This window comes from Siminovitchia jepli (assembly GCF_047228825.1).
In the GTDB taxonomy this organism is placed as follows: Bacteria; Bacillota; Bacilli; order Bacillales; family Bacillaceae_C; genus Siminovitchia.
Window position 1 is genome coordinate 160,232 of sequence record NZ_JBFEGN010000001.1, and the last position, 24,495, is coordinate 184,726.

The following is a 24,495-nucleotide window of genomic DNA, read 5'->3' on the forward strand; positions in this document are numbered from 1 at the left end:
TGTCCCTCCCTTAATTATCTTTTTAAGTTTACAAGCTCCTGAAGAATTTCATCAGATGTCGTAATGATTCTCGAGTTGGCCTGGAAGCCGCGCTGTGCGACGATCATTTCTGTAAATTCTTCGGAAAGGTCAACATTGGACATTTCCAATGATCCGGAAACAAGCTTTCCTGCACCGTTTTGCAAAGGCTGGCCATATGCGGGTGGCCCGGACGCGGCTGTCGGAATGTAATAGTTTTCTCCTGATTTTTCAAGCCCTCCGTTATTAGCGAACCTGGCTACCCCGATGATGCCGGCAGTGCCCGGTGTGCCGTTGCGCGAAAATGTGATTGTTCCATCTTCGGCGATGCTTATGTTCGACACTTGGTTAATATTTGGAATGTTTATTGGGGTTTGGCCATCATTTTGTAAAACTTGCGCGCCTGTAGATGTAACAAGGGTTCCGGTGTGATCAAACCCGAGGTTTCCTACCCGCGTATATTTAGTCTCATTTCCATCGCGGACAATAAAATATCCGTCTCCCTGAATGGCAACATCCAGCACTCTGTTGGTCGTTTGCATGCTTCCCGTTGTATCGACCGTTTCAATCGCGGAAAGCTGTGAGCCAAGCCCGACCTGCTTCGGATTGACTCCCCCGCGGTTATTTCCGCCGGCACTTGCACCGGAAATCGTTTGGCTCACCATGTCCTGAAAGGTGATACGCCCTTTTTTAAATCCGAATGTATTGACATTCGCAATGTTATTTCCGATTACATCCAGTTTTGTTTGAAAGTTTTTCATTCCGCTTATTCCTGAATACATTGAACGCAGCATATTCCTTTTCCTCCTTTAATCAACCGCTTCAGTCATTCGGCGGTTACGGCCTCCTATAACAGGTCCAGCCGTCATTCCATAATAATGGTTCCATCAATGTTTGTGAAAATGTGGCTCCCCGCTTCCTTGCGCTCCATCAATGTTATAACGGTATTATTTTTCGCACTGACGAGGAGGGCCGCCTCTTTTAGCAGCACAAGCGGTTCGTTGACGCCTTTTGTTCTGGCCTCATTGATTTTTTCTTCAATTTGGCTCCATCTGTTTGGACTTATATGAATATTCCTTTGTTCCATCCTCAATTTGGCATGCTTGCTTAATGTCAACTTTTTCGATCGTTGGATCGTTTCATTTAGCTGCTGGGCAAATGAGTGTTTATTTGGCGCGGATACGTCTTTCGGTTCGCTTGCCGGTTGGCGGATGACATTCACATTTTTGCTGTACGGATGAATATAATGATTATTCATGGATCGTGTATCCTTTTTATAAAATTTTCGTGATCTGATCGATATTTAAGGCAGTCTGATCTTCAAGCAGCAGTGAAAGGACTCCGTTTTTCATGGTTACGGAATGTACAGTTCCCGATCGTTCATTTTGTTCATTATCCATCCATGAGACTGTTCTTCCGATTAAATGGCTGGCCTCAAGCAACGGATTTCCACCGGAGGCTGCCTTCAGTTCGGAAATGTTCGCTGGTGCCAGTTCTGTGCCGTCTTCAAGAATGATGCGTACCGTATCCCCGAGATACTGGACAGACGCAACAACCCCCTTGCCTTCTTTGATGATAGGCTGGCCGGTTTCACTTTCTTCGCCTTCAATCTTATGCCAAGTCACCTCTTTCCCGACAAAATCGGTAAAGGCAAGCAGATTTGACTGCGAAAAACCCTCTTTCCACACTTCCAGGGTCTTATTGATATTTGTCAACTGCTCCAGTGATGAAAAAGTAGCCATTTGGGCAATAAAATCTTTATCTTCCATCGGATTCAGAGGATCCTGATTTTGAAGCTGTGTTAGTAAAATCTTTAAAAATGCATCCTGCCCCAAAGTGTTTTGACCCTCATTCTTCTTTTGATTCGGATTTTCCGGCACACCATAATCGTTGTTGACCGCGTTTGTCACAATCTCACCTACACTTTCGTTTCAAATAATGCATCATTTAATAAAATTGTAAAATGCTGTTCATTGTTTTCTTTATTTTCTTTTTGCGCCTGATCACGATTTTGCTCGCCTTGTGGATCATTGTGCCCTTGTCTGTTGTCAGAAAACGGATGCCTTTCTGCCGGCTGATAATGTGTCACATCCACTTTTTCAATTTGAAGATTTTGGTTTGCCAAGCCTTGCTTCAAGTGTTGCAAATTGGCATCGAGCATTTTTTTTGCCATTTGCGTGGATGCTATAATACGAGCAACCATCTCCCCTTCTTTTTGGAACAACTCAACTCTCAAAAAACCGAGATTCTCAGGATAAAGACGAATCGTCAACTGTTTTGTTTGATGGGCATTGGAAAAATGAGCGTTCCGCAAAATGGAGACCAATTTCCTTACAAGCACTCTTCCCTCTTGTTCCCGGACACCGTCGTCAAGCAAGCGGGACAAGTATTGTTTTGTATGAATTTCAGTCAAACCCGTGTTTAAAGCAATGTCGCGGTCAAGAGAAATTCTTGATCCTGCTTGTTCCTGATAAGCTTGGCGCCCGGACACAAACCCAAAGTTCAATTGCTGCTCCCCTCTGCTTTGATTGTTTGCAGGAGGCAACACGACCGGCCTTGTAAATGGTTCGAAAGGGGAATCTTTCTGTTTGTCTGGTAAAGTCAGCGATTCCGGCATTTCATTTTCCGTTTGAACCATCCCAACAATGTTATTCCACTCGGGGAAAGTCCGAAGAAAGCCGGTAAATGGTATAAACTTTCGGCCTTCAGGGTTGTCCGCGATTGATTTTAAGCGTTCGGCTAACTGATTTAGCTGTTGAATGGAAATGCTGTGCCCATGATCCATTGGCGATTCAGCAACAAAAGAAATGAACTCATCCAGCTTTTGCAAAAAATGCAGCGGATCGGACATTTCAGTGCTTTCCAGTTCCGACAAAGATTGTTTCATATTTTCCAATCGTTGCGGATCTATAGGTTCCAACTCCTGTTTTATTTCAGCCGTAAGCAAGGAAACTAAGTGTTGAATGTCCTCTATCAATTTTTTGATCACCGAATCGTCATCTTCCAAAAACAAAGAAGCCGGGGGTTCAACATTTTTGCCCAACTTTTGGGCCAGCAACCCATCTTCTTCCAAAAGCAAAGAATCCGGTGGGTCAATATCCTTGCCCAGCTTTTGCGCCAGCGGCCCATCCTCTTCCGAAAGCAAAGAATCCGGGGATTCAACATCCTTGCCCAGCTCTTGAACCAGCGACCCATCTTCTTCCGAAAGCAATGGCGGATCATCCGCATTCCAATTTTCCATTCGCTCTTCAAACACCTTGTTAAATAAACTGTCCGGGTCAACATTTGTCTGTCCCGTTTCGGCTGTTATCATATCGGGCATCCTCTCAAACAGGTTTATCCGCACTGCACTCACCTCCTTTCATCGCCCGCTCTGGCCAGTTTCTGTGTTAGAGCGGCCGCTTTATCCGGCGGCATTTTCTCCAAAACTCTGGCCAATGAATCGGGTGTTAAACCGGAAAGGATGTTCAGCGCATCTTCTTCCTTCATTTCCAGGATAATCAGTGCGGCCTTTTTGGGGGCCATTGTTTCATAGACTGCTTTTATCTCTTTCATATCGGGCTTGTTTTCATTTTTGTTTTCAATTTGCTCTTCCGTTGAGTTCTCAAGTCTTTTCTTTTCCATAAGCAGCTGATCTGCTTCGGCTTCTTTTTCTTCCAATTTTTTTTGGAGCTGTTCAAGCTGGGTGTTTTTCTCTTGTATTTCTCCTTCCAGATCCACAATTCTTTTTTGATACTCTTCAATGCTTAATTTGCTATTATCTGAAAAAGCTGAAAAAATGGGTACATTCCCGATGGCTTGTTTTGTCTTTTCCAATACGTTTATGCCGGCGATTGATCCGATTACAAGGATCAAGAGCAGCATGATCAAAAGCGGAACTGCCACCCATAATACCAATCGCTGAACTGCTCCCTTTGATTTGTTTTGTTCTTTATTTTTCAAGGCTTTATCCACTTCACCACCTAATTTCCCTTTCGATGACTGTATTGGATGGCTGCCAATTCATCCATTTGGATGTTTTCATGATGCTGAATGACTTGTAAAAAAGCTTCTTTATTCTTTTCCTTTAAACGTTCATATTTCTTGCATTCAATATTTCTTGCAAAAAGAGTTTCTTTCAAAGATTCCATCTGTTCTCTCGCTTGAATGACCTCCAATTGCCAATAATCAATCGTTTCAATCGTACTTTGCAAATATTGCTGGTACTGTCTGAGGTGATTGATTGTAAATCCTTTTTTCAGTTGATTGGACTGGAGCTTTTCAAGCTGCTCTTTTTTCTTTAAGGATTCATATAATTTGGTGGCGGCTTTTTCAAATTGATGGACGGCATTTTGATAGGACACATATGCTTCATCTTTTTCTCTTTCTTTTAACTCCAACAGATTTTCAAAACTATATGCAAACTTCATTAAAATTCACCTGTTTCTGCTAAATGAATCAATGATCTGATACAATCCTCACTGGATATCCGCTCATTTGTTTCCTGCTGAAAAAATTCCATGATAAACGGATAATATTGTATGGCTTCATCTATTTCTGCGGAGCTTCCTTGTTTATATGCCCCTATGTTGATTAGGTCTTCGTTTTTCATATAAGTACCCAATATTTTCCGGATTTTTTCTGCCGCTTTTTTGTGTTCGGGTGTTACCAGGTGATTCATGAGCCGGCTGATGCTTTTCAATACATTGATGGCCGGGTAATGTCCTTTTTGGGCCATGGACCTGTCCAGCACAATATGGCCATCCAAAATACCCCTAACCGTATCAGCGACCGGTTCATTCAAATCGTCTCCATCGACAAGAACTGTATAAAAAGCGGTTATGGAACCTTTTTCGCTTGTTCCTGCCCGTTCCATGAGCCTGGGGAGCAATGCAAAAACGGAAGGTGTGTAACCTTTTGTTGTGGGGGGTTCACCCACTGCCAACCCAATTTCTCTTTGGCTCATGGCCACTCTTGTCACCGAATCCATTAATAAGGTTACATTGCAGCCTTGATCCCGAAAATATTCAGCAATGGCTGTTGCCGTAAAAGCTCCCCTAATCCTCATTAATGCAGGCTGATCGGAAGTTGCGGCAACAATGATCGATTTTTTTAACCCCTCCGGGCCCAAATCCCGTTCAATAAATTCTTTCACTTCTCTTCCACGTTCACCAATTAGCGCAATGACGTTTACATCCGCATTCATATTTCGGGCAATCATGCCAAGAAGGGTGCTCTTCCCAACGCCGCTTCCCGCAAAAATGCCGAGACGCTGACCATGGCCAACTGTAAGCAGGCTGTCAATCACCCTGATACCAGTTTCCAATTGACTGGATATGGAAGGCCTTGCCAATGGAGGGGGCGGATTCCTGTCTATCGGGACCGAAGTCATTCCCTGGGGTACCATTGAGCCATCCATCGGAATCCCCAAGGAGTCGACAACTTTTCCCACCAATTCATTTCCCGCCTGTATTTCGAGAGGCTTATTCGTTGATTCAACAAGACTGCCCGGCGCTACCTCCATTAAGTTTGAATATGGCATTAAAATTAATTTTTGCCCTTGAAAACCAACGACTTCTGCCATTACAGTGCGAATTTTGCCATTTTTGCCGGCTACGTGAATATGGCAAACATCACCAATTGAACTTTCCGGCCCTTGTGATTCGATCATTAACCCGACCACTTTTGTCACTTTTCCATATCGCTTGAACGTATTAATCTTTCGGATATGGGGGATTAAGTCTTTTGCCTTCATTTGTTTCCATCAGCAGAAAGAATTTCCGCAAGTTTTTCTTTTAACTGTGAAAGCTGGCTGTCGATGCCTGCTTCAATTCTCATATTTTCCGATTCTATCACGCATCCATATTCATTCAATTGCTCGGATGGGTATATGAAAATCTTCGTTTCGCCGGAATTCACCGCTGCAAGCTCACCATTCGCCTCGACCAATAGTTCATATTGGGAAGGATGAACATATATAGAGATTTCCCGTTCATTCCTGAACTCTTTTAATACTTTTTTTACGATTTCCATATATTGTTCCGGATTGTTTGAAACTTCCGAGTGCAAAATGGCTTGTGCACTTTCGATGGCAAGTTCAAGAATCGTGTATTCTGCCTTTTCCACGTATGCCCGAAATTGTTTTTTTGAAAGTTCAATGACGTCCCGGGCTTGCCGTATCAATTGTTTATACTCGTTTTTACCTGCTTCTCTTCCCGCTTTCTGCCCTTTTTCATATGCTTCGTTCCATGCTTCTTCCTGCAATTGCTTTTTTTCGTCATTCCACAATCGGCGTTCTTCTTGAATGTTCATTTTTAGCTCGTCGGCAAACTCATAAGCATCAGCCACAATTTTTTTGGCTTTTGATTCGGCTTGGACAATGAATTCAACCGTTTTGTTTTCGGCGTCGTAAGGATGTACCTTTTCTATTAATCTGGGCTTGATATTTTTCGTTGCTGATGAAAGGTGCCCGGCATTTAATTTGATGACTTTAGACAAGAATATCGTCTCCTCCTCCGCGTGCAAGCACGATTTCTCCGGTTTCCTCCAGACGGCGGATAATTGAAACAATCGTTGATTGTGCTTCTTCAACATCACTTAACCTGACCGGTCCCATCAGCTCCATCTCTTCCTGAAGCGTCGTGGCCATCCGCGTTGACATGTTTTTATAGACCATTTCTTTCACTTCATCGCTTGCCGCCTTAAGCGCCAGCATCAAATCTTCATTTTCACATTCTCTTATAACCCTTTGAATGGAGCGGTCGTCGAGCGTAACGATATCTTCAAACACAAACATTCGCTTTTTAATTTCTTCCGCCAATTTTGGATCCTGGACTCCCAGCGCGTCGAGAATGGTTTTCTCTGCTGCCCGTCCAACGCCTTGAAGCACCTCTACCACAGTATTAATCCCGCCGCTTTGGGAATAATCATTCGTTACGGTGGCAGAAAGCTTTCTTTCCAGTATCGCTTCGACTTCCTTGATGACATCCGGAGATGTCCTGTCCATGACCGCGATCCTTCTGGCGATATCGGCCTGCGTATCATTGGGCAATTCCGAAAGTATCTGGCCTGCCTTCTCCGGATCCAAATAGGACAGGACCAAGGCGATTGTTTGTGGGTGCTCATTTTGAATAAAATTTAAAATTTGGCTGGGATCCGCTTTTCTTGCAAAATCAAAAGGACGAACTTGCATGGTGGATTGCAACCGCTCCATGATTTGACTGGCCTCCTCCGCTCCGACTGCTTTTTCCAACACCGCCTTCGCAAAGCCGGCACCGCCTTGGGATATGTATTTTTGTTCAGTTGCAATTTCGTGAAACTCTTCTATGACTTTGTCAATTTGCTCCGAGCCAACATTCCTGACACTGGTAATCTCCATCGTTAATGCTTCAATTTCCTCTTCCGACAAATGCTTGTAAACCGATGAGGCACTTTCGGGTCCCAGGGAAATAAGAAGCACGGCAGCTTTTTGCCTGGCTGTTAATTCTTGCCCTTTCCTCATATATGTCATGCCTCCTCGTTATCAGCCAGCCATGTGCGAAGCAACTCGGCAAATTTGTCGGGTTTTTCTTTTGCAAATAATTCCAGTTGTTTGCGGTGCTCAAACGGATCATGCTCGCCTTTTAAATTCATATCTGTGTCAGCCTCTTCCGAAAGATGCTCCAAAAATTCCATTTCCTCTTCTTGTTCCCTTGATTTGGCAGACCGGATCCATAAAAATATCAACGCCGCTATGATGGCCACGAGGACTCCCAATACGACATATGCCCACCAAGGCAACAAGCCGCTTTCTTCTTTCTCATCCATAACCGTCTTTCCATTAAACGGCTGAACGGATACGACTACCTTGTCTTCAATATCTTCATCCGTTATGTCCGCACCTGATTCTTTATCGATTGAAGTCCTTACAATAGTGGATAGAATATCACGAATATCATCGATCCGTTCTTCCGGGAAAGATCCCGCTGCTTCCGGATTTGGGGGTTCAACCATCACTTGTATCCCTAAATCGCGGATTTTGTAGGGACTTTCGACTATTTCCTTGCGGATTTTATTGACTTCATAGTTCATTGTCTCTTCGGATTTTTCAGACTCGCCATTATTCCCGGCACCTTCAACGTACTGATTGGCGCCGCTGTCTGCCGGATCACCTGCCTGGGGGACTCCTCCCGCCTGGCCGCCTTCACCCGAGAATGTCTCGGTAATCCTTTGGGCGCTTATGGCGATTCCCCGCATATTTTCCTCGTCAACAGGCGTAACCAAATTTTCCTCTCTGTTTTCTTGGGAAAAATCAATATCTGCCGTTACAAGCGTGATCACTTTATCGAATCCCATTAATGTGCCAAGCATTTGTTGAACTTGTCTTTGAATATTCTTTTCGATTTTTTCTTTGATTTTCATTTGCTGATCTAATCTGTTGTCGGCAATCCCGCTTTCTTCCAAATCAAAATACTCCAAATATTGGTTTCTTATGACGATATTCTCTGCCGGAAGATTGGGCACACTTTTTGAGACAAGATGGTATAAGGAGCGTATTTGCTTTTCATTAAACTCGTAACCCGGTTTGGTTTGAAGAATGACGGAAGCAGATGCTTTTTCATCCTCTTCCTTTACAAATACGCTTTTTTCGGGAATATTGATCATTACTTTTGCATCTTCAACGCCCTCGATGCTTGTGATCATTTCCGACAGCTCGTTTTGCATTGCATCCAGTTTAATGACATTAAATTCATTGTCTGTCATCCCGAAGCTTGCATTGTTGCTAAAAAACGAATAATCGATATTTCCCGAATTGGGGATCCCCTCGGCCGCCAAATCAACCAGCAATGTCTCCGCCTGTTCTTTTGGCACTTTTATTGTTGTTCCATTGTCCGTGATCTCTGATTTAACTCCTCTTGAGTCCAGATTTTCCTTGATCGAACCCGTTTCAGCCGGCTTTAAATTTGTATACAGGGGAACCATCGCAGGCCGGTTAAAGATATAAGCCAGGACCACGCAAAAACAAAGGCCAATAATAAGGAGTGAAACGAGCAATATTTTCTGCTTTTTTGGCCGTTCCACCCAAAAATCTTTAATGTATTTAAGTTGCTTTTCCAGTTTGTCCCTCATCGAAAATCCCCTTAAAGATTACACTTGCATCCTCATGATTTCCTGGTATGCTTCCACTGCCTTGTTACGTATCTCCAATGCAGCCTGTATGGAAATGGATGCCTTCTGTCCTGCAATCATGACTTCATGTAATTGTATCTGTTCTCCCAAAGCCAGCTTTTTAGTCGCTAAATCCGATTCCAATTGAAGTTTATTGACTTCATTCAAAGCGTCTTTCAGGTAAGTGCCAAAACCGTTTTGGCGGTCGCCATCATGGTGCGGTTTGTTTGTTTTGTCAGCTGTGAATGAATCTATGAATTTGGAATTAGGTACATGAACTTCCATCCTGTCTATTTCCCCCTTTTATCCTATTTTCCAATCTCAAGGGCCTTCATTAACATTCCTTTTGTCGCGTTAAGGACCGTCACATTTGCTTCATAAGATCGGGTAGTACTGATCAAATCCGCCATTTCCCGCAGGGGGTCAACGTTTGGATAGTATACATACCCATTTTCGTCTGCATCCGGGTGATCCGGATCGAAAATGGCACGGTAGGGTGTTTGATCTTCAATGATCCGCGTCACCTTCACGCCGCCGGGCATCTTCCCGTTGGATTTGACGGTTTTGTCGAGAATTGAAGCAAATGATGTCTCCTGCGGCTGCATTACAACCATTTTGCGTTTATATGGCTCCCATTGGCCATTCACCAATTTCCCGCGCGTTGTATCTACATTCGCCATATTGGATGAAATGACGTCCATCCTTAGACGCTGGGCAGTAAGTGCCGAGGAAGAAATGTTCAAAGAATGAAACATGGCCATTTTTTATTTTCCTCCCTTAATGACATCTTTCAGTGTGGAAAATTTCCCGTTCAATCTGTCCGAAATGGCATGAAAATATATTTGGTTTGCAGCCATGTCTGACATTTCTTTGTCTATATCCACGCCGTTCCCGTCATGGCGATACTGCACACGCACATTTTCAATGCCGGTGGACGGATACAGCCCGGGTTTTATTTTAAAATGGCGCGGGTTTGTTACATGGGTTTCCATGTTCGATACAGTGTGATCGAATACCTTTTTAAAGCTTGCTCGTTTTCCCTTATAGTTCGGTGTATCTGCATTTGCAATATTCTGTGCCGATAATTCTTGTTTAATGGAAGAATATTTTAATGAAGCCTCAAGGGTAGGAAAAATTCCGGAGAACAATTTCATACTAAACACCATCCATTTTTTTCATGTATCCCCTAAACTTACTACTATTGTAATCTGAATGTCATATTACGTCTATAGATGTCGAGGCTTTTTTGCCGTTTTTTGTGGCAAAAACATGAAAAATGGTACTTTAGTTCTATGAAAATGAGCTTGTTTGATGATATTTTGTAACAAAAATGTATTAAAAATATCATCAAAACCACCCGCGTAAAATCGGGTGGGATGATAATCGTTTTTGCAAGAAATGCCGCAAAAAGCCCGTCTTTCCTCGGCAATTACAGCCAAAATGCGAAGAGACAGCTTTTTTAGCCAACACAGCAATTCGGCTCATGACCTCCTGCCTATGGCGCCTGGAGCTGGACATATTACAATGATGATAAGGCGCAAGCGTCTTGCCGATCGACGTGGAGTGCCTCTGGCGAGATAAAGGAAACGCAGGCTCAAGCGGCGACGTTCTCGAAAAAAGCTTACGCTTTTTCTTCGTGCGATGATGACGCTGTCGCAGCTTTTCTTGTCCTGTCGCTTCGCCTGCACTAGCACATCCTGTGCGTCGGCAGGCTCAGGCGGCGACGTCCTCGAAAAAGCTTACGCTTTTTCTTCGTGCGATGACGACGCTGTCGCAGCTTTCCTTGTCCTGTCGCTTCGCCTGCACTAGCACATCCTGTGCGTCGGAGCTAAACACAGAAAGATTTTTTTTGATGAAAAATTTTCTTGCCAGGTTATGCTTTACTTGTTCAGAAAATTGAAGTTTATTTTTTCTTGAACAAAAAATAAACGCCGGGAGATTTCCCGGCGCCGATCATGGACATTAGCTTGATTTTAATTTTTCCAATTCTACGAGGAATTTCGGATTCAATACTTTAATGTATGTTCCTTTCATTCCAAGCGAGCGTGACTCAATAACTCCAGCACTTTCCAGTTTTCTCAGGGCATTTACAATAACAGACCGGGTAATTCCGACACGATCCGCGATTTTGGATGCTACAAGCAATCCTTCCGTACCATTGAGTTCCTCGAAAATGTGTTCAATGGCTTCCAATTCGCTGTAGGAAAGGGAGCTGATGGCCATTTGGACTACCGCTTTGCTGCGGGCCTCTTCTTCGATTTCCTCCGATTTTTCACGAAGAATCTCCATGCCGACAACCGTTGCACCGTATTCCGCCAATATAAGATCATCGTTGTCAAACTCCTGCTCCAATCTTGCCAATATGAGCGTGCCTAAACGCTCGCCGCCCCCATTGATTGGCACAATTGTTGTTAAGCCGGTGGCAAATAAATCTTTGCTTTCTACAGGAAATGCCGTGTATTCGCTGTTTACGTCAAGATTTGAAGAAGTCTCAGTAATGTTAAACAGGCTTTTCGTGTAATCTTCCGGGAACTGGCGATCCTCGAGCATTTTTTTCATTCTGTCATTTTCAATTTGTTGGCGGATGGCATAACCGAGCAATTTCCCCCGGCGGCTTAATACGTAAATATTTGCATCAATCACATCACATAAAGTTTCCGCCATTTCCCGAAAATTGACCGGTTTGCCGGCTGCTTTTTGAAGCATTGCGTTAATTGTTCTTGTTCTTGTTAATAGTTCCATTGTTTCTCCTCCTAACGATTCATTAAACTCATTTCAGCATATTTTTAAAGAATAAATTGGCTCAAATCTTTGTCTTTCGAGATTGCTGCCAGTTTCTGGTCAACATATTGGGGTGTGATTTCCACTTTTTCAAGCGTAATATCCGGTGCTTCAAACGATAAGTCTTCCAATAATTTTTCCATGATTGTATGGAGGCGTCTGGCACCAATATTGTCCGTATTTTGATTCACTTCAAAAGCAATTTCCGCAAGCCTGTTAATAGCATCGTCTGAAAATTCTATTTGTATACCTTCCGTTTCCAACAATGCTGTATATTGTTTAATGAGTGCATTATCCGGCTCGGTTAAAATTTTGACGAAATCATCGACAGTCAATTTTTCAAGTTCCACCCTGATCGGAAAACGCCCCTGAAGTTCCGGAATCAAGTCCGACGGCTTCGCCATATGAAATGCCCCTGCGGCGATAAACAGAATATAATCTGTTTTAACAGGCCCGTACTTTGTCATGACCGTGGAGCCTTCCACAATCGGCAAAATATCCCGCTGAACCCCTTCCCTTGATACGTCTGCAGATGAGGATTGATTTCCTTTGCTGGCAATTTTGTCAATTTCATCAATAAAGATGATGCCTGTTTGTTCTGTTCTTTGAATGGCCGTTTGCGTTACCTCATCCATATCAATCAATTTTTGGGCTTCATCGTTTGTTAAAACAATTCGGGCATCTTTGACGGGGAGTTTTCTTTTTTTCATTCGTTTGGGCATGAGGCTGCTTAACGCGTCCTGCATATTCATTCCCATTTGCTCCATGCCCGAGCCTTGGAATAGATCAAACATGGACGGCTGCTGTTCCTCTACTTCCACTTGGACAATTTCATTTTCAAGCTCTCCGTTGGCCAGTTTTTCGGCAATGATTCTCCGTTTCTCCCGGAGGCTCAATTCTTCCTGGTCATCAGCAGCGTTGGAGGTTTCTCCTTGCTGTGTTCCGCCAAAAATCATTTCGAAAGGATTTTTAAAGCTCTCCGTTTTTTTCTTGCTGGGAACGAGAAGTTTTACGAGCCGCTTGTTTGCCTGTTCTTCGGCACGCTCCCTCACATCCAGCATCTTTTCTTCTTTTACTAACCGAATGGATGTTTCAACGAGGTCACGGATCATCGATTCAACATCCCTGCCGACATAGCCTACTTCTGTAAATTTGGTCGCTTCCACTTTTACAAAAGGCGCTCCTGTCATTTTGGCCAACCTTCGGGCAATCTCGGTTTTACCGACCCCGGTCGGGCCGATCATCAATATGTTTTTCGGAACAATTTCATCCCGTATGTCTTCATGCAATAGCCCGCGCCGATAACGATTTCTTAGTGCTACGGCAACCGCCCGCTTCGCTTCTTTTTGCCCAATAATATATTGATCCAGCCGTTCAACAATCTGTCTCGGGGTCAAGTCATTCCCTTTATTTAAAACTGGCACATTTGTCCCTCCTTACATACACTACCGCATTAATCAGCCTACATGTGTTACAATTCTTCGACAATTATTTGTCGATTAGTGTAAACACAAATATCTGCCGCTATTTCAAGTGCGGCTTTGGCCATTTCTTTGGCTGCCAGATGTTCACCAGCAAAATTTTTAAGCGCCCTGCCTGCCGCAAGTGCATAATTCCCTCCGGAACCAATGGCAAGGACTCCGTCATCCGGTTCAATGACTTCCCCGGTTCCGGATATAAGCAGCAAATTTTTCTGGTCCATTACAATTAACATCGCTTCGAGCTTGCGCAAAATTTTATCACTGCGCCATTCTTTGGCAAGCTCTACTGCAGCCCGCTGCAGGTTTCCATTGAATTCTTCCAGCTTTCCTTCAAATTTTTCAAAAAGTGTAAATGCATCTGCGACTGATCCTGCAAATCCCGCAAGAACTTTCCCATGAAATAATTTACGCACTTTTCGGGCAGTATGCTTCATGACGACGGCGTTCCCGAAAGTTACCTGCCCATCGCCCGCCATTGCACACTTTCCGTTGTGATGAACGGCAAAAATAGTCGTTGCATGAAATTGATCCATTGGAATCCCTCCTTCAACCCGCTACGCTCTCGGATGAAAATTCATATACGTTTTTCGCAAATGTTCTTTCGTTACATGTGTATACACTTGGGTGGACGATAAATGGGAGTGTCCCAAAAGCTCCTGTACCGTCCGCATATCGGCACCGTTATTCAGCAAATGTGTCGCAAAGCTATGGCGGATCATATGCGGATGCAATTTTCCGTTTAAGGTTGCCTTTTGCATCAATTCCGTCAAAATATAGCGGATCCCTCTTGGAGTCAGGGGGCCGCCTTTTGCATTCACAAACAGTTTATTGTGGCTGGAAGACGGCTTTACCAGTTTGCTTCTTGCATGATCGATGTATGTCAATAATGCTTCTCTGGCAAAATCTCCGAAAGGAATGTACCGCTCTTTGTTTCCCTTTCCCCTGACGAGCACGGTGGAAAAGTCGAAATCAATGTCTTTGCATTCAATTTCCGCACATTCGCTTACCCGGATGCCCGTTGCATACAATAGTTCCAGCAACGCGCGATTTCTCTTCCCCAATGGGCTGGAAACATCACAGGCGTAAAACAACTGTTCCATTTCTTCCTCATAGAGAAAGCTCGGAAGTTTTACCCCAAGTTTTGGTTGAACCACTAAAAGAAAGGGATTTTCAGCCACCAGTTTTTCCCTCATGAGATATTTAAAAAAACTCCGCAAACTCGAAATTTTCCTGGCTGCGCTCGTTCTGGCATATTTTTTTTCATATAAAGAGGTCACATACAGGCGTGTATCCAAATACTCTACATCCTTAAACGATCCGATCCCCTGCTCATTCATAAAATGGATAAAATCATATATATCTTGTTTATAAAATTGAATTGTGTAAGAGGAATAGTTTTTTTCAATTTGCATATATTCCAAAAATGATTGAACTGCTTCCAACATCATACAAATCCCTCTTTCGCCAGAGCCTTCTAAATATTATCACAATTCATTTATCGTTGCAACTTTCTGCAAAGTTTTGAATTGTTGATAACGCCCTTTTCGCATATTGCTCAATTCGCTGCTTTTTGTTCTTTACTTTTTGCGAAAGTTCGGGAAAAAGTCCAAAGTTAATGTTCATCGGCTGAAAGCTTTTCGCTCCTGTCGTTGTAATATAGTTGGCCAAACTTCCGATGGCCGTTTCCTTCGGAAAGACAAGGGGGGCTTTTCCTTTGGAGATCATGGCCGCATTGATTCCCGCGACGAGCCCGCTTGCGGCCGATTCAACATAGCCCTCGACTCCCGTCATTTGCCCTGCAAATAATAATGTTTCTCTCTTCTTAAACTGATAGGTGTTTTTGAGTACCTTGGGCGAATTAATAAATGTATTCCGATGCATTACACCGTAGCGGATAATTTCAACATTTTCCAATCCTGGAATAAGTTGTATCACTTCCTTCTGGGGGCCCCATTTCATATGCGTTTGAAATCCGACCATATTGTAAAGTGTTCCTGCCGCATCATCCTGTCTTAGCTGGACAACGGCATATGGCGTTTTGCCTGTGCGGGGATCTTCCAGCCCCACCGGCTTTAAAGGGCCGAACAGCATGGTCTTTTTGCCCCTTTTGGCCATGACTTCAATGGGCATGCAGCCTTCGAAGAAAATTTCTTTTTCAAATTCTTTCAATGGAACGGTTTCCGCTTCTATCAGCGCTTCATAAAACCGGTCAAATTCCTCCTCGTTCATCGGGCAATTCAAGTATGCCGCTTCACCCTTGTCGTACCGTGATTTTAAGTACACTTTGTCCATATCAATGCTGTCTTTTTCCACAATGGGCGCAGCGGCATCATAAAAATATAAATAATCCTCGCCGGTCAGTTGTTTTAACTTTTCGGAAAGTCCCGGGCTCGTTAATGGACCGGTTGCAATGATGGTGATGCCTGATGGGATTTCTGTTATTTCTTCGTTGTAAACGGTTATGAGCGGGTGATTGCGAATTTTTTCTGTCACATAACCGGCAAAATCATGGCGGTCAACGGCCAAAGCCCCTCCGGCCGGTACGGAAGCCTGATCCGCCGCTTCAATGATCAGCGAGTCAAGGATCCTCATCTCTTCTTTCAGAACGCCGACTGCATTCGTCAAGGAATTGGCCCTCAATGAATTGGAACAGACCAATTCGGCAAATTTATCCGTATGGTGCGCAGGCGTTTGCTTTACAGGCCGCATCTCATATAAATGAACCCGGATGCCCCTTTTCGCAACCTGCCAGGCTGCTTCGCTGCCGGCGAGCCCTGCCCCGATTATATTAACCGATTGCGGCATTTTTTTACCTCCCATAAATGATCAATCATTCACAAATACTGCTATTTCCATATCCCTATTGCATTTTACCCTAAACGGTTGCGAAATAAAAATAATGAGCTTATTCCCGGTATTTTTTATGCATGGAGAAAGGCGAGCATGCGCTCGCCTCCCTTTTTTACTCCTGGGGTTGTTCCTTATAGGTGCAATTGGAGCATTGCACCTGCTTTCCTTTTTTCATTTTTTTCTCTACGAGCAAACCATCACATTTAGGACAAGGTCTTTCAAGCGGTTTGTCCCAAGATAAGAAATCACATTCAGGATAGCGGTCACACCCATAAAATATTCTCTTTTTCTTGCTTTTTCGTTCTACAACACTGCCTTTGCCGCATTTCGGACATTGGACCCCGATATGTTTTACGATCGGTTTGGTGTTTCTGCAATCCGGAAAATTGCTGCAGGCCATAAACTTTCCAAACCGGCCCATTTTAATCACCATCGGATTGCCGCATTTCTCGCAATCCTCGCCTGCGTATTCATCTTTGATTTCTACTTCCTTCATTTCTTCTTCTGCTTTTTTCAGGTTTATTTCAAAACCTTTGTAAAACTCGTCAATCAGTTTTACCCAGGCTATTTGCCCTTCTTCAATTTCATCCAGATTGGATTCCATTTTTGCCGTAAACTCGACGTCCAGAATTTCAGGGAAAAACTCCATCATCAGTTCGTGAATAATCTCCCCAAGCTCTGTCGGTACAAATCGGCGGTTGTCAAGTGCGACGTAACCGCGTTTTTGGATCGTGTCCAATGTCGGGGCGTACGTGGACGGCCTTCCGATGCCAAGCTCCTCAAGTGCTTTGACAAGCCTTGCTTCCGTGTAGCGTGGAGGCGGCTGCGTAAAGTGCTGTTTCGGGTCGAGTTTATCGGCTTTCACGTGCTCGCCTTCCGAAAAAGCCGGCAAAACATTTTCTTTTTCCTCATGCTGGTCATCAGTGCCTTCCACATAAACCTTCATGAAACCCGGAAATTTGATCTGGGAGCCGGTTGCACGAAATATGACTTCTCCATTTTTTAAGTCGACTGTCATCGTGTCCATGACAGCGGGAGCCATTTGGCTCGCTACAAACCTTTCCCAAATCAGTTTATACAATCTGAGCTGGTCCCGGCTCAAATAAGCCTTTACCGAATTCGGTTCCCTCATTGTGCTCGTTGGCCTGATCGCTTCATGGGCATCCTGGGTCTTCCCCGCCTTTTTCTCCTTGCGTCCGCCGCTTCCTGTATATTCCTGCCCGAAGCTGGCCGTAATATATTCCGCCGCTTCGTTTTTGGCTATATCCGAAATTCTCGTGGAATCGGTTCTCATGTACGTAATGAGCCCAACTGTGCCTTCCTTTCCCAAGTCAATTCCTTCATAAAGCTGCTGGGCCAGCATCATCGTCTTTTTGGCGCGGAAGTTCAGTTTTCTTGCAGCTTCCTGCTGGAGGGAGGAGGTTGTAAAAGGTTTTGCCGGATTTCGTCTTCTCTCTTTTTTGGTGACGGTGTCGACGACAAACTGGTTGCCCTTTATTTTTTCCAATACTTCTTTTACGTCTTGTTCGGACTCCAATTTCACTTTTTTTCCGCCTACACCGTAAAAAGCCGCCTGAAATGGATCCTTGCCTTTTTTAAAGCTGCCCTCAATGGACCAATATTCTTCCGGTGTGAAGTTTTTAATTTCATTTTCCCTGTCGATGATCAGTCTGACTGCCACCGATTGCACCCTTCCGGCGCTCAATCCCTTTTTTACTTTTTTCCAAAGAAGGGGGCTGATATTATATCCGACAAGTCTGTCCAAAACCCGTCTTGCCTGCTGTGCGTCCACAAGATCCATGTTGATGGGGCGCGGATGTTTAAATGACTCTTTAATGGCATCTTTTGTAATTTCATTAAAAATAACCCGGCAGTTGGAATGAATGTCGACATCCAGGCTGTGGGCGAGATGCCAGGCAATCGCTTCGCCCTCCCTGTCGGGGTCGGCCGCCAGGTAAACCTTTTTTGCCTTTTTCGCCGCATTTCTTAATTCTTTTAAAACGGGGCCTTTTCCCCTGATCGTAATATACTTTGGTTCGTAATTATGGTCAACGTCTACACCCATTTGGCTCTTTGGCAAATCACGGACATGCCCCATGGATGCTTTCACTTTGTATTTTTTTCCCAAATATCGTTCAATGGTTTTCGCCTTTGCAGGCGATTCCACAATAACCAAGTAATCGGACATACAAAAATCCTCCCCGGAGGTGTAGTAACTTAAATCAGAATAAATCTTATACATGTATCATAGGTTTGTCAATGAAATAAATAGAACAGGCGGTAGGTGCAGCCTGTTCAAAGCTTCTGTTGATGAATCTATCCCACTTTTGGGAAAAATGCAAGTTTTATCTTTTGGCCAATGGTCAAAGGAGCAGTTCCTCCAAAATATCCTCCCCGGATGAAACAAGTTTGGCCCCCTGTTTAATCAGTCTGTTGGCCCCTTCTGACAAGGGATTGTCGATTGGCCCGGGAACTGCAAAAACTTCCCTGCCTTCCTCTAGAGCCAAATCGGCAGTGATCAAGGAACCGCTTTTTATTTTCGCTTGAATAATGACCGTTCCTTTGGCCAGACCGCTGATGATTCTGTTGCGCATCGGAAAAAACCATTTTTTCGGCTTCCAGATGGGAGGATATTCGGACAGAAGCAAATGATTTTTTTTCATTTCTTCTGCGAGAGCTTTGTTTTCGGGCGGGTAAAGATGATAAAAGCCGCCGCCCAACACCCCGATCGTTTTCCCCCCCATCATGATCGTCTGCCGATGGGCAATGCTGTCTGTTCCCTTTGCCAATCCGCTGATGATGGCAATTCCTTTTTCAAGGAGGGGAGGAAGCAGCAAAAGGATCGAGCGCCTGGCATAATCGTCTGCCTTCCGGGCTCCCACAACAGCCAATGAAGGCCTTTTCAAAAGAGTGATATCTCCCATGGCAAACAGCACGAGCGGCGGATCATAAATTTCCTTAAGCTGTTCAGGATATTCCGGGTCACGGTAAGTTATCACGGCAATGTTTCCGGAATGGTATAAAGAAAGAAGTTTTTGCGTATCGATTGTGTAAAATAGCTCGGAAAATTGCTTCATGGAAGAATGGTTCAAACGGAGAGAAGATTGCAGTGCGGAGAAGGGAATGGAATAAAGCCGGGATAGATCAGGGTCTGAGGCCAGCAAATGTCTGATGGAATGGTTCGTCAATTGACAATGGATCAAATGCAATAACCTTTCTTTAAAAATAGTACCATCTCCTTTTATAAACAGCCCCTCAAAAAGAGGGGCCTGTCTGGGAATTTTTTTAAAATGAGTTGCACCCGCAGGCTGCGTTCCCATTTAGCATGGAAGTCATCCAAAACATTTGCTCAGGCATGTGTTTTGCATTTTTCGTATAACCCTTTTTCCTTCAGGACGCTGATCAATGTCTCACCAATGACAGCAGGTGTTTCCGCCACTTTGATGCCGCATTCATTCATGACGCGGATTTTTTCATCAGCCGTTCCTTTCCCTCCGGAAATGATGGCGCCTGCATGTCCCATCCGTTTTCCAGGAGGTGCCGTACGGCCGCCAATGAATCCGACAACCGGCTTCGTCATGTTTTCTTTCACCCAGCGGGCTGCGTCTTCTTCAGCTGTTCCGCCGATTTCTCCAATCATGATGACCGCTTCCGTTTCGGGATCTTCATTGAATGCTTTCAAAACATCGATAAAATCGGTGCCATTTACCGGGTCTCCCCCGATTCCCACCGCGGTGGACTGGCCGACTCCGGCTTGCGAGAGCTGATGTACAGCTTCATATGTCAACGTCCCGGAGCGGGAGACGACGCCGACATGGCCTTTTTTATGAATGTAGCCGGGCATAATGCCGATTTTGCATTCTTCCGGCGTAATGACGCCCGGGCAGTTCGGGCCAACAAGGCGTGTTTCCTTGCCTTCCATGTATCTTTTTACTTTCACCATGTCAAGAACCGGTATATGTTCTGTAATGCAGATAACCAAGTCAAGTTCTGCATCAACGGCCTCCAAAATGGCATCCGCTGCAAATGGAGCCGGGACATAGATCACTGACGCATTGGCGCCGGTGGCTTTGACGGCTTCTGCGACCGTGTTGAAGACCGGAACGCCTTCGACCTCGGTACCGCCTTTTCCGGGAGTTACTCCCCCGACAATTTTTGTTCCATATTCAAGCATTTGTTTTGTATGAAATAGTGCAGTTGAACCTGTAATTCCCTGTACGATCACTTTTGTATCTTTATTTATATAAACACTCATGATTTTTTAACCTTCCTTTCAGATTTATACAGCCGAAAAGAAAAACTAGTGATTTACATTGTTTTTCACGTCTAGCTTCAGCGCCTATCGACTAGCTGACTTCACGCCTCAAAGGGTGCTCCTGCGCCATAGCATATTCGATGAAGCTTTGTTCAGCTCGTCGCAAAGCTGCAGGATGCCAATTCAAAGAAGCTGCTTTCCTGCGATAAGTCAACATCGGCTCCGACGCACAGGATGTGCTAGTGCAGGCAAAGCGACAGGACGTCGCTGCTTGAGCCTGCCTTCGTCGCCGTGTTTCCTTTATCTCGTCGAAGGCGCTCCAGTCTGTACGTCGATGACCAGGCGCTTACGCTTTTGTCTTAGCTGACAAGCTCTACAATCTTTTGGGCCCCGTCGGACATCGATTCTGCAGCGATAATATTGAGTCCCGATTCATTTAATATTTTTTTGCCCAAATCAACATTTGTACCTTCAAGCCTTACAACGAGAGGGACACTTAAACCGACTTGTTTTGCCGCTTCAACGACACCGGTTGCAATGACGTCGCATTTCATAATGCCTCCGAAAATGTTGACAAAAATGCCTTTTACATGCTCATCGGAGAGAATAATTTTAAATGCCTCTGTTACTTTTTCTGCAGTTGCGCCGCCCCCGACATCCAGGAAGTTCGCGGGATCTCCGCCATAATATTTGATAATGTCCATTGTGGCCATCGCCAGGCCTGCTCCGTTGACCATGCAGCCGATGTTTCCGTCTAGGGAAATATAGCTCAGATCATATTTGGAAGCTTCAATCTCTTTTGAATCCTCTTCATCCAAATCGCGGTACTCCAAAATATCTTTGTGCCTAAACAAGGCATTATCGTCAAAATTCAGCTTGGCATCAAGTGCAAGCACATTGCCGTCGCCTGTCACGACCAGCGGGTTGATTTCCGCAACGGAGCAATCATTATCAACAAATGCATTGTAGAGGCTGATCATAAACTTGGCGGCTTTTCCGACAAGTTCTTTTGGAATGTTGATGTTGAATGCAATTCTTCTTGCCTGGTAGCCGGTCAACCCAACAACCGGATCGACTACCTCTTTGAATATTTTTTCCGGGGTTTTGGCTGCCACTTCCTCGATTTCCGTTCCGCCTTCTTCGGATGCCATTAACACGACACGGTCAGTGGCACGGTCTACAACCAGGCCGACATAATATTCCTTCTTAATATCGCAGCCTTCCTCAATCAATAACCGTTTTACCTCTTTTCCTTCCGGTCCGGTTTGATGAGTAACGAGGGTTTTTCCAAGTATTTCGTCAGCATATGTACGAACTTCATCCAGATTTTTCGCAACTTTAACACCACCGGCTTTACCGCGCCCTCCGGCATGGATTTGAGCTTTTACGACACATACTTCCGTACCCAGTTCTTTTGCTGCCACCACCGCTTCATCAACGGTAAATGCCACTTTGCCATTCGGTACAGATACGCCGTATTTTCTCAGGATCTCTTTACCTTGATACTCATGGATATTCATTTTCCGTCCTCCCTCAGACTGTAAAAAAATAGATTACCGTGTTTATTGTATTAAAATGGCGAATGGAAGTCCACTTTTAAAGTCTTTTCATTTAAATGCTCCGGCTTTCTTGTCGATTTGATAAATGAAAGCCAAAACCTCGGCAACCGCGCCGTATAATTCTTCGGGAATGGCGTCGTTTAAGTTGAGCTGCCCCAGCAGTTCCGCAAGGGTTGGGTCACTTACTACGGGGATAGTATTTTCTTCTGCCTTTTCCAAAATTTGCTCGGCCACTTTCCCCGTTCCTTTTGCCAATACAATCGGCGGCCGGTCATTTGCGGCTTGCTTCAAGGCAATGGCTTTCTTCCGCTTTGGGTCCATTTTTTCATTCATATCCGAATATCAACCCCTGTGTAATGCTGTCCCCTAAAATTTGACAACGGTTTGGCTTCAGGATCTTCTTTTGGCGGCTGTTGAACATGCACCGACGATAATGTGTAATCCAACTTTCTTAATTCTTTTTTCAGGAAGGGCATGAGTGTTTGTGCCAGTGATTTTATTTGCTTTGACCCATTAAAGAGTGTAACCGTGACAATCCGGTTTTGGATTTGCATGTCCACAACCGTTTCTTTTAAATGCTGCAGGTCAAGGTAAAATAAAATCCGGCAATAATCAGAATCTATTTTACCGTCCGGCTTCCGTTTTGCCGTCCACTGCATCGTTAATTCCGTGTATTGCTGAAAGAGCGTTAAAGGGATAGTGAAAACGATTTGCTGAACAGATGCGTTATTGGCTGAAAGCAACTGCTGTCCGTTCATCTTCAAAATAATTTGTTCCGCGTATTTGCGTGAAGCGTTTCCTGCTTCAGCAAGCCCGGCATATTGGGCAAGAAGGGGCTTTAAGGCCGACTCTGTCTCTTGCTTTCCATTAAACTCATAAAAGATGCCTGTTTGCTTCACCGTTCTCATTAAATGGTGGAGGATGTCCCTGCCGATTGGTGTGTAGGGCTTTTCTTGATTACTGCCTTGTTGATGGAGCAGCTCCTCAAGGTGCTGAAGAATTTGTTGAACGAGAGGGGCATTGTTTTGTTCCCGCCGGAGTGATTCATATAATGAGGACATTAAAACGGTGAAGGATGTTTTGTTCGCTGTCGCAAAGAGAGATTGAAACACGGAGTCAGTAAATGGCAAATTCCGTCTGCTCATGAAGTGAATGACATCCATGGCCAGGCCGTGATCATTGACTGTTTTCAGCCATCTCCCGGCAATCAGCAACTGCTCTTTCGTCAGCGGGACAGGATCCTTCATTAAAAGGCTTGAGAGCTCCTGCAGCCCCTTTTGATTTGGGAAAGGCGAAGGATCAATCGATATGGAGCGGGGAGTGCCGAATGATTCCCTGGAAAGCAGTTTTAGAAAAAGTTCACCATGTTGAAATGCTGCCTGGAACCAATACCCCTTTCCGCTTTCCAACGGAATGTCCAGCTTGGCAATCAACCGGTTGGATCCAATTTGAATTTCCGCCAGCTCATTGGGGAAAAAGCGGAGCGCCCTTGCAAAGACGACCTGGCCGTCACGCAGTACGAGCGGTTGGTCAGCCTGCATTTTTTCGCCAAAAAGCATCTGTCTTGAAATCGCATGCATATCCAATATACCCACGTCCTTCTCACTGGCCGGCAAGCTCTTTTAACGGGCCAAAAGATTTTCGGTGAATCGGGCAAGGCCCATAAAGTTTCAATGCAGACAGGTGGCCTGCGGTCCCATAGCCTTTATGGATTCGGAAACCATATTGGGGAAACTGCTCATCGTACTGATGCATAAGCCGGTCGCGGGCCACTTTGGCAACGATCGATGCAGCCGCTATCGAAACACTTGCTGCGTCGCCTTTTACAATCGGTTTGCTAGAGAAAGGAACGTCAAGTTCCAGGGCATCGATCAATATAAAATCCGGCAGGGCGCTTAATTCGTTAATGGCCGTTAGCATCGATTTTTTGACGGCATTATGTATATTCAATAGATCTATTTCCTGTGCCGAAACAATGCCGACCCCGACAGCGATTGCCTTTTCCATAATTTGTTCATTTATTGCAAGGCGTTTTTTTTCGGAAAGTTGTTTTGAATCATTTAATCCTTCTATAAAACAATCGGCAGGCAGTATGACAGCGGCTGAAACAACCGGCCCGGCCAACGGCCCGCGGCCCGCTTCATCGACGCCCGCGATGAGCTCATAGCCCATGGCCCTTGCTTCATTTTCAAAAATTGTCATTTCCCTGTATCTCTTTAACTCATCCAGTGCTTTTTGTTTATTGCGCCTCCAATTGGCAACAAGGGCTTGAACGCCTTTCCGGCTGTCGGCTGACAGCTTCTGAAAAAGCGGATCCTGCTCGTCCTTTATATTGGGAAGCAAATGTTTCACTTGTTCGATCGTCAACTTATTCATCAAATGTCCCTCTTTATCTCTCTGTTATTTTTATCGGCCATATTTGGAA

The 24,495-nt window shown here is 44.6% G+C and carries 25 protein-coding genes; all 25 read right to left on the minus strand.

Annotation, left to right across the window (positions count from 1 at the left end; all coding sequences use genetic code 11):
- Nucleotides 1-14: 14 nt before the first annotated feature.
- On the minus strand, nt 15-812 hold the full coding sequence (gene flgG / locus AB1L08_RS00815; RefSeq protein ID WP_413062764.1) for a flagellar basal body rod protein FlgG: 798 nt from the start codon (nt 810-812) through the stop codon (nt 15-17).
- 71 nt (nt 813-883) lie between these two features.
- Nucleotides 884-1,276, minus strand: coding sequence for a TIGR02530 family flagellar biosynthesis protein (locus tag AB1L08_RS00820; protein WP_413062765.1), 393 nt, complete (start codon nt 1,274-1,276; stop codon nt 884-886).
- A 16-nt stretch (nt 1,277-1,292) separates the two neighbouring features.
- On the minus strand, nt 1,293-1,928 hold the full coding sequence (gene flgD / locus AB1L08_RS00825) for a flagellar hook assembly protein FlgD (RefSeq protein WP_413062766.1): 636 nt from the start codon (nt 1,926-1,928) through the stop codon (nt 1,293-1,295).
- 8 nt (nt 1,929-1,936) lie between these two features.
- Entirely contained in the window at nt 1,937-3,364 is a 1,428-nt protein-coding gene (locus AB1L08_RS00830; protein ID WP_413062767.1) for a flagellar hook-length control protein FliK, read from the minus strand.
- A gap of 5 nt (nt 3,365-3,369) precedes the next feature.
- On the minus strand, nt 3,370-3,972 hold the full coding sequence (locus tag AB1L08_RS00835; RefSeq protein ID WP_413062768.1) for a MotE family protein: 603 nt from the start codon (nt 3,970-3,972) through the stop codon (nt 3,370-3,372).
- Nucleotides 3,973-3,980: 8 nt separating this feature from the next.
- Nucleotides 3,981-4,427 carry a flagellar export protein FliJ gene (gene fliJ / locus AB1L08_RS00840; RefSeq protein ID WP_413062769.1) on the minus strand — a complete coding sequence of 149 codons (447 nt, stop codon included), beginning with the start codon at nt 4,425-4,427 and terminating at the stop codon, nt 3,981-3,983.
- Nucleotides 4,427-5,752, minus strand: coding sequence for a flagellar protein export ATPase FliI (gene fliI / locus AB1L08_RS00845; RefSeq protein ID WP_413062770.1), 1,326 nt, complete (start codon nt 5,750-5,752; stop codon nt 4,427-4,429). The genes fliJ and fliI overlap by 1 nt, the downstream gene beginning before the upstream one ends.
- The gene (gene fliH, locus AB1L08_RS00850) at nt 5,749-6,495 is read right to left on the minus strand and encodes a flagellar assembly protein FliH (protein ID WP_413062771.1); all 747 of its coding nucleotides are present in this window, start codon (nt 6,493-6,495) and stop codon (nt 5,749-5,751) included. The genes fliI and fliH overlap by 4 nt, the downstream gene beginning before the upstream one ends.
- On the minus strand, nt 6,488-7,498 hold the full coding sequence (fliG, locus tag AB1L08_RS00855) for a flagellar motor switch protein FliG (protein WP_413062772.1): 1,011 nt from the start codon (nt 7,496-7,498) through the stop codon (nt 6,488-6,490). Before fliG ends, fliH begins: the two co-directional genes overlap by 8 nt.
- Before the next feature lie 5 nt (nt 7,499-7,503).
- Complete coding sequence (gene fliF / locus AB1L08_RS00860; protein WP_413062773.1) at nt 7,504-9,105, minus strand: flagellar basal-body MS-ring/collar protein FliF; 1,602 nt, start codon at nt 9,103-9,105, stop codon at nt 7,504-7,506.
- An 18-nt stretch (nt 9,106-9,123) separates the two neighbouring features.
- Nucleotides 9,124-9,429, minus strand: a complete 306-nt coding sequence (fliE, locus tag AB1L08_RS00865) for a flagellar hook-basal body complex protein FliE (protein ID WP_413062774.1) — start codon at nt 9,427-9,429, stop codon at nt 9,124-9,126.
- 23 nt (nt 9,430-9,452) lie between these two features.
- Entirely contained in the window at nt 9,453-9,905 is a 453-nt protein-coding gene (flgC, locus tag AB1L08_RS00870) for a flagellar basal body rod protein FlgC (protein WP_413062775.1), read from the minus strand.
- Nucleotides 9,906-9,908: 3 nt separating this feature from the next.
- Nucleotides 9,909-10,298, minus strand: a complete 390-nt coding sequence (gene flgB, locus AB1L08_RS00875; protein WP_413062776.1) for a flagellar basal body rod protein FlgB — start codon at nt 10,296-10,298, stop codon at nt 9,909-9,911.
- A gap of 808 nt (nt 10,299-11,106) precedes the next feature.
- Nucleotides 11,107-11,886 carry a GTP-sensing pleiotropic transcriptional regulator CodY gene (gene codY / locus AB1L08_RS00880; protein WP_413062777.1) on the minus strand — a complete coding sequence of 260 codons (780 nt, stop codon included), beginning with the start codon at nt 11,884-11,886 and terminating at the stop codon, nt 11,107-11,109.
- Between the two features lie 44 nt (nt 11,887-11,930).
- Complete coding sequence (hslU, locus tag AB1L08_RS00885) at nt 11,931-13,349, minus strand: ATP-dependent protease ATPase subunit HslU (protein WP_413062778.1); 1,419 nt, start codon at nt 13,347-13,349, stop codon at nt 11,931-11,933.
- Between the two features lie 47 nt (nt 13,350-13,396).
- Nucleotides 13,397-13,939, minus strand: a complete 543-nt coding sequence (hslV, locus tag AB1L08_RS00890; protein ID WP_413062779.1) for an ATP-dependent protease subunit HslV — start codon at nt 13,937-13,939, stop codon at nt 13,397-13,399.
- Between the two features lie 21 nt (nt 13,940-13,960).
- Nucleotides 13,961-14,851 (minus strand): tyrosine recombinase XerC, encoded by an 891-nt coding sequence (xerC, locus tag AB1L08_RS00895; protein WP_413062872.1) that lies wholly within the window; start codon nt 14,849-14,851, stop codon nt 13,961-13,963.
- Nucleotides 14,852-14,897: 46 nt separating this feature from the next.
- The gene (trmFO, locus tag AB1L08_RS00900; RefSeq protein ID WP_413062780.1) at nt 14,898-16,211 is read right to left on the minus strand and encodes an FADH(2)-oxidizing methylenetetrahydrofolate--tRNA-(uracil(54)-C(5))-methyltransferase TrmFO; all 1,314 of its coding nucleotides are present in this window, start codon (nt 16,209-16,211) and stop codon (nt 14,898-14,900) included.
- 157 nt (nt 16,212-16,368) lie between these two features.
- Complete coding sequence (gene topA, locus AB1L08_RS00905; protein ID WP_413062781.1) at nt 16,369-18,444, minus strand: type I DNA topoisomerase; 2,076 nt, start codon at nt 18,442-18,444, stop codon at nt 16,369-16,371.
- 175 nt (nt 18,445-18,619) lie between these two features.
- Nucleotides 18,620-19,576 (minus strand): DNA-processing protein DprA, encoded by a 957-nt coding sequence (gene dprA, locus AB1L08_RS00910; RefSeq protein ID WP_413062782.1) that lies wholly within the window; start codon nt 19,574-19,576, stop codon nt 18,620-18,622.
- A 29-nt stretch (nt 19,577-19,605) separates the two neighbouring features.
- Nucleotides 19,606-20,511, minus strand: coding sequence for a succinate--CoA ligase subunit alpha (gene sucD / locus AB1L08_RS00915; RefSeq protein WP_413062783.1), 906 nt, complete (start codon nt 20,509-20,511; stop codon nt 19,606-19,608).
- A gap of 359 nt (nt 20,512-20,870) precedes the next feature.
- Nucleotides 20,871-22,031, minus strand: a complete 1,161-nt coding sequence (gene sucC, locus AB1L08_RS00920) for an ADP-forming succinate--CoA ligase subunit beta (protein WP_413062784.1) — start codon at nt 22,029-22,031, stop codon at nt 20,871-20,873.
- A gap of 87 nt (nt 22,032-22,118) precedes the next feature.
- Nucleotides 22,119-22,403: an EscU/YscU/HrcU family type III secretion system export apparatus switch protein gene (locus AB1L08_RS00925; protein ID WP_413062785.1), complete on the minus strand. Its 285-nt coding sequence runs from the start codon at nt 22,401-22,403 to the stop codon at nt 22,119-22,121.
- A complete protein-coding gene (locus AB1L08_RS00930; protein ID WP_489686516.1) occupies nt 22,400-23,650 on the minus strand; it encodes a hypothetical protein in 1,251 nt (416 codons plus the stop codon). Before AB1L08_RS00930 ends, AB1L08_RS00925 begins: the two co-directional genes overlap by 4 nt.
- Nucleotides 23,651-23,672: 22 nt before the next feature.
- Nucleotides 23,673-24,446 (minus strand): ribonuclease HII, encoded by a 774-nt coding sequence (gene rnhB, locus AB1L08_RS00935; RefSeq protein WP_413062787.1) that lies wholly within the window; start codon nt 24,444-24,446, stop codon nt 23,673-23,675.
- Nucleotides 24,447-24,495: the final 49 nt, after the last annotated feature.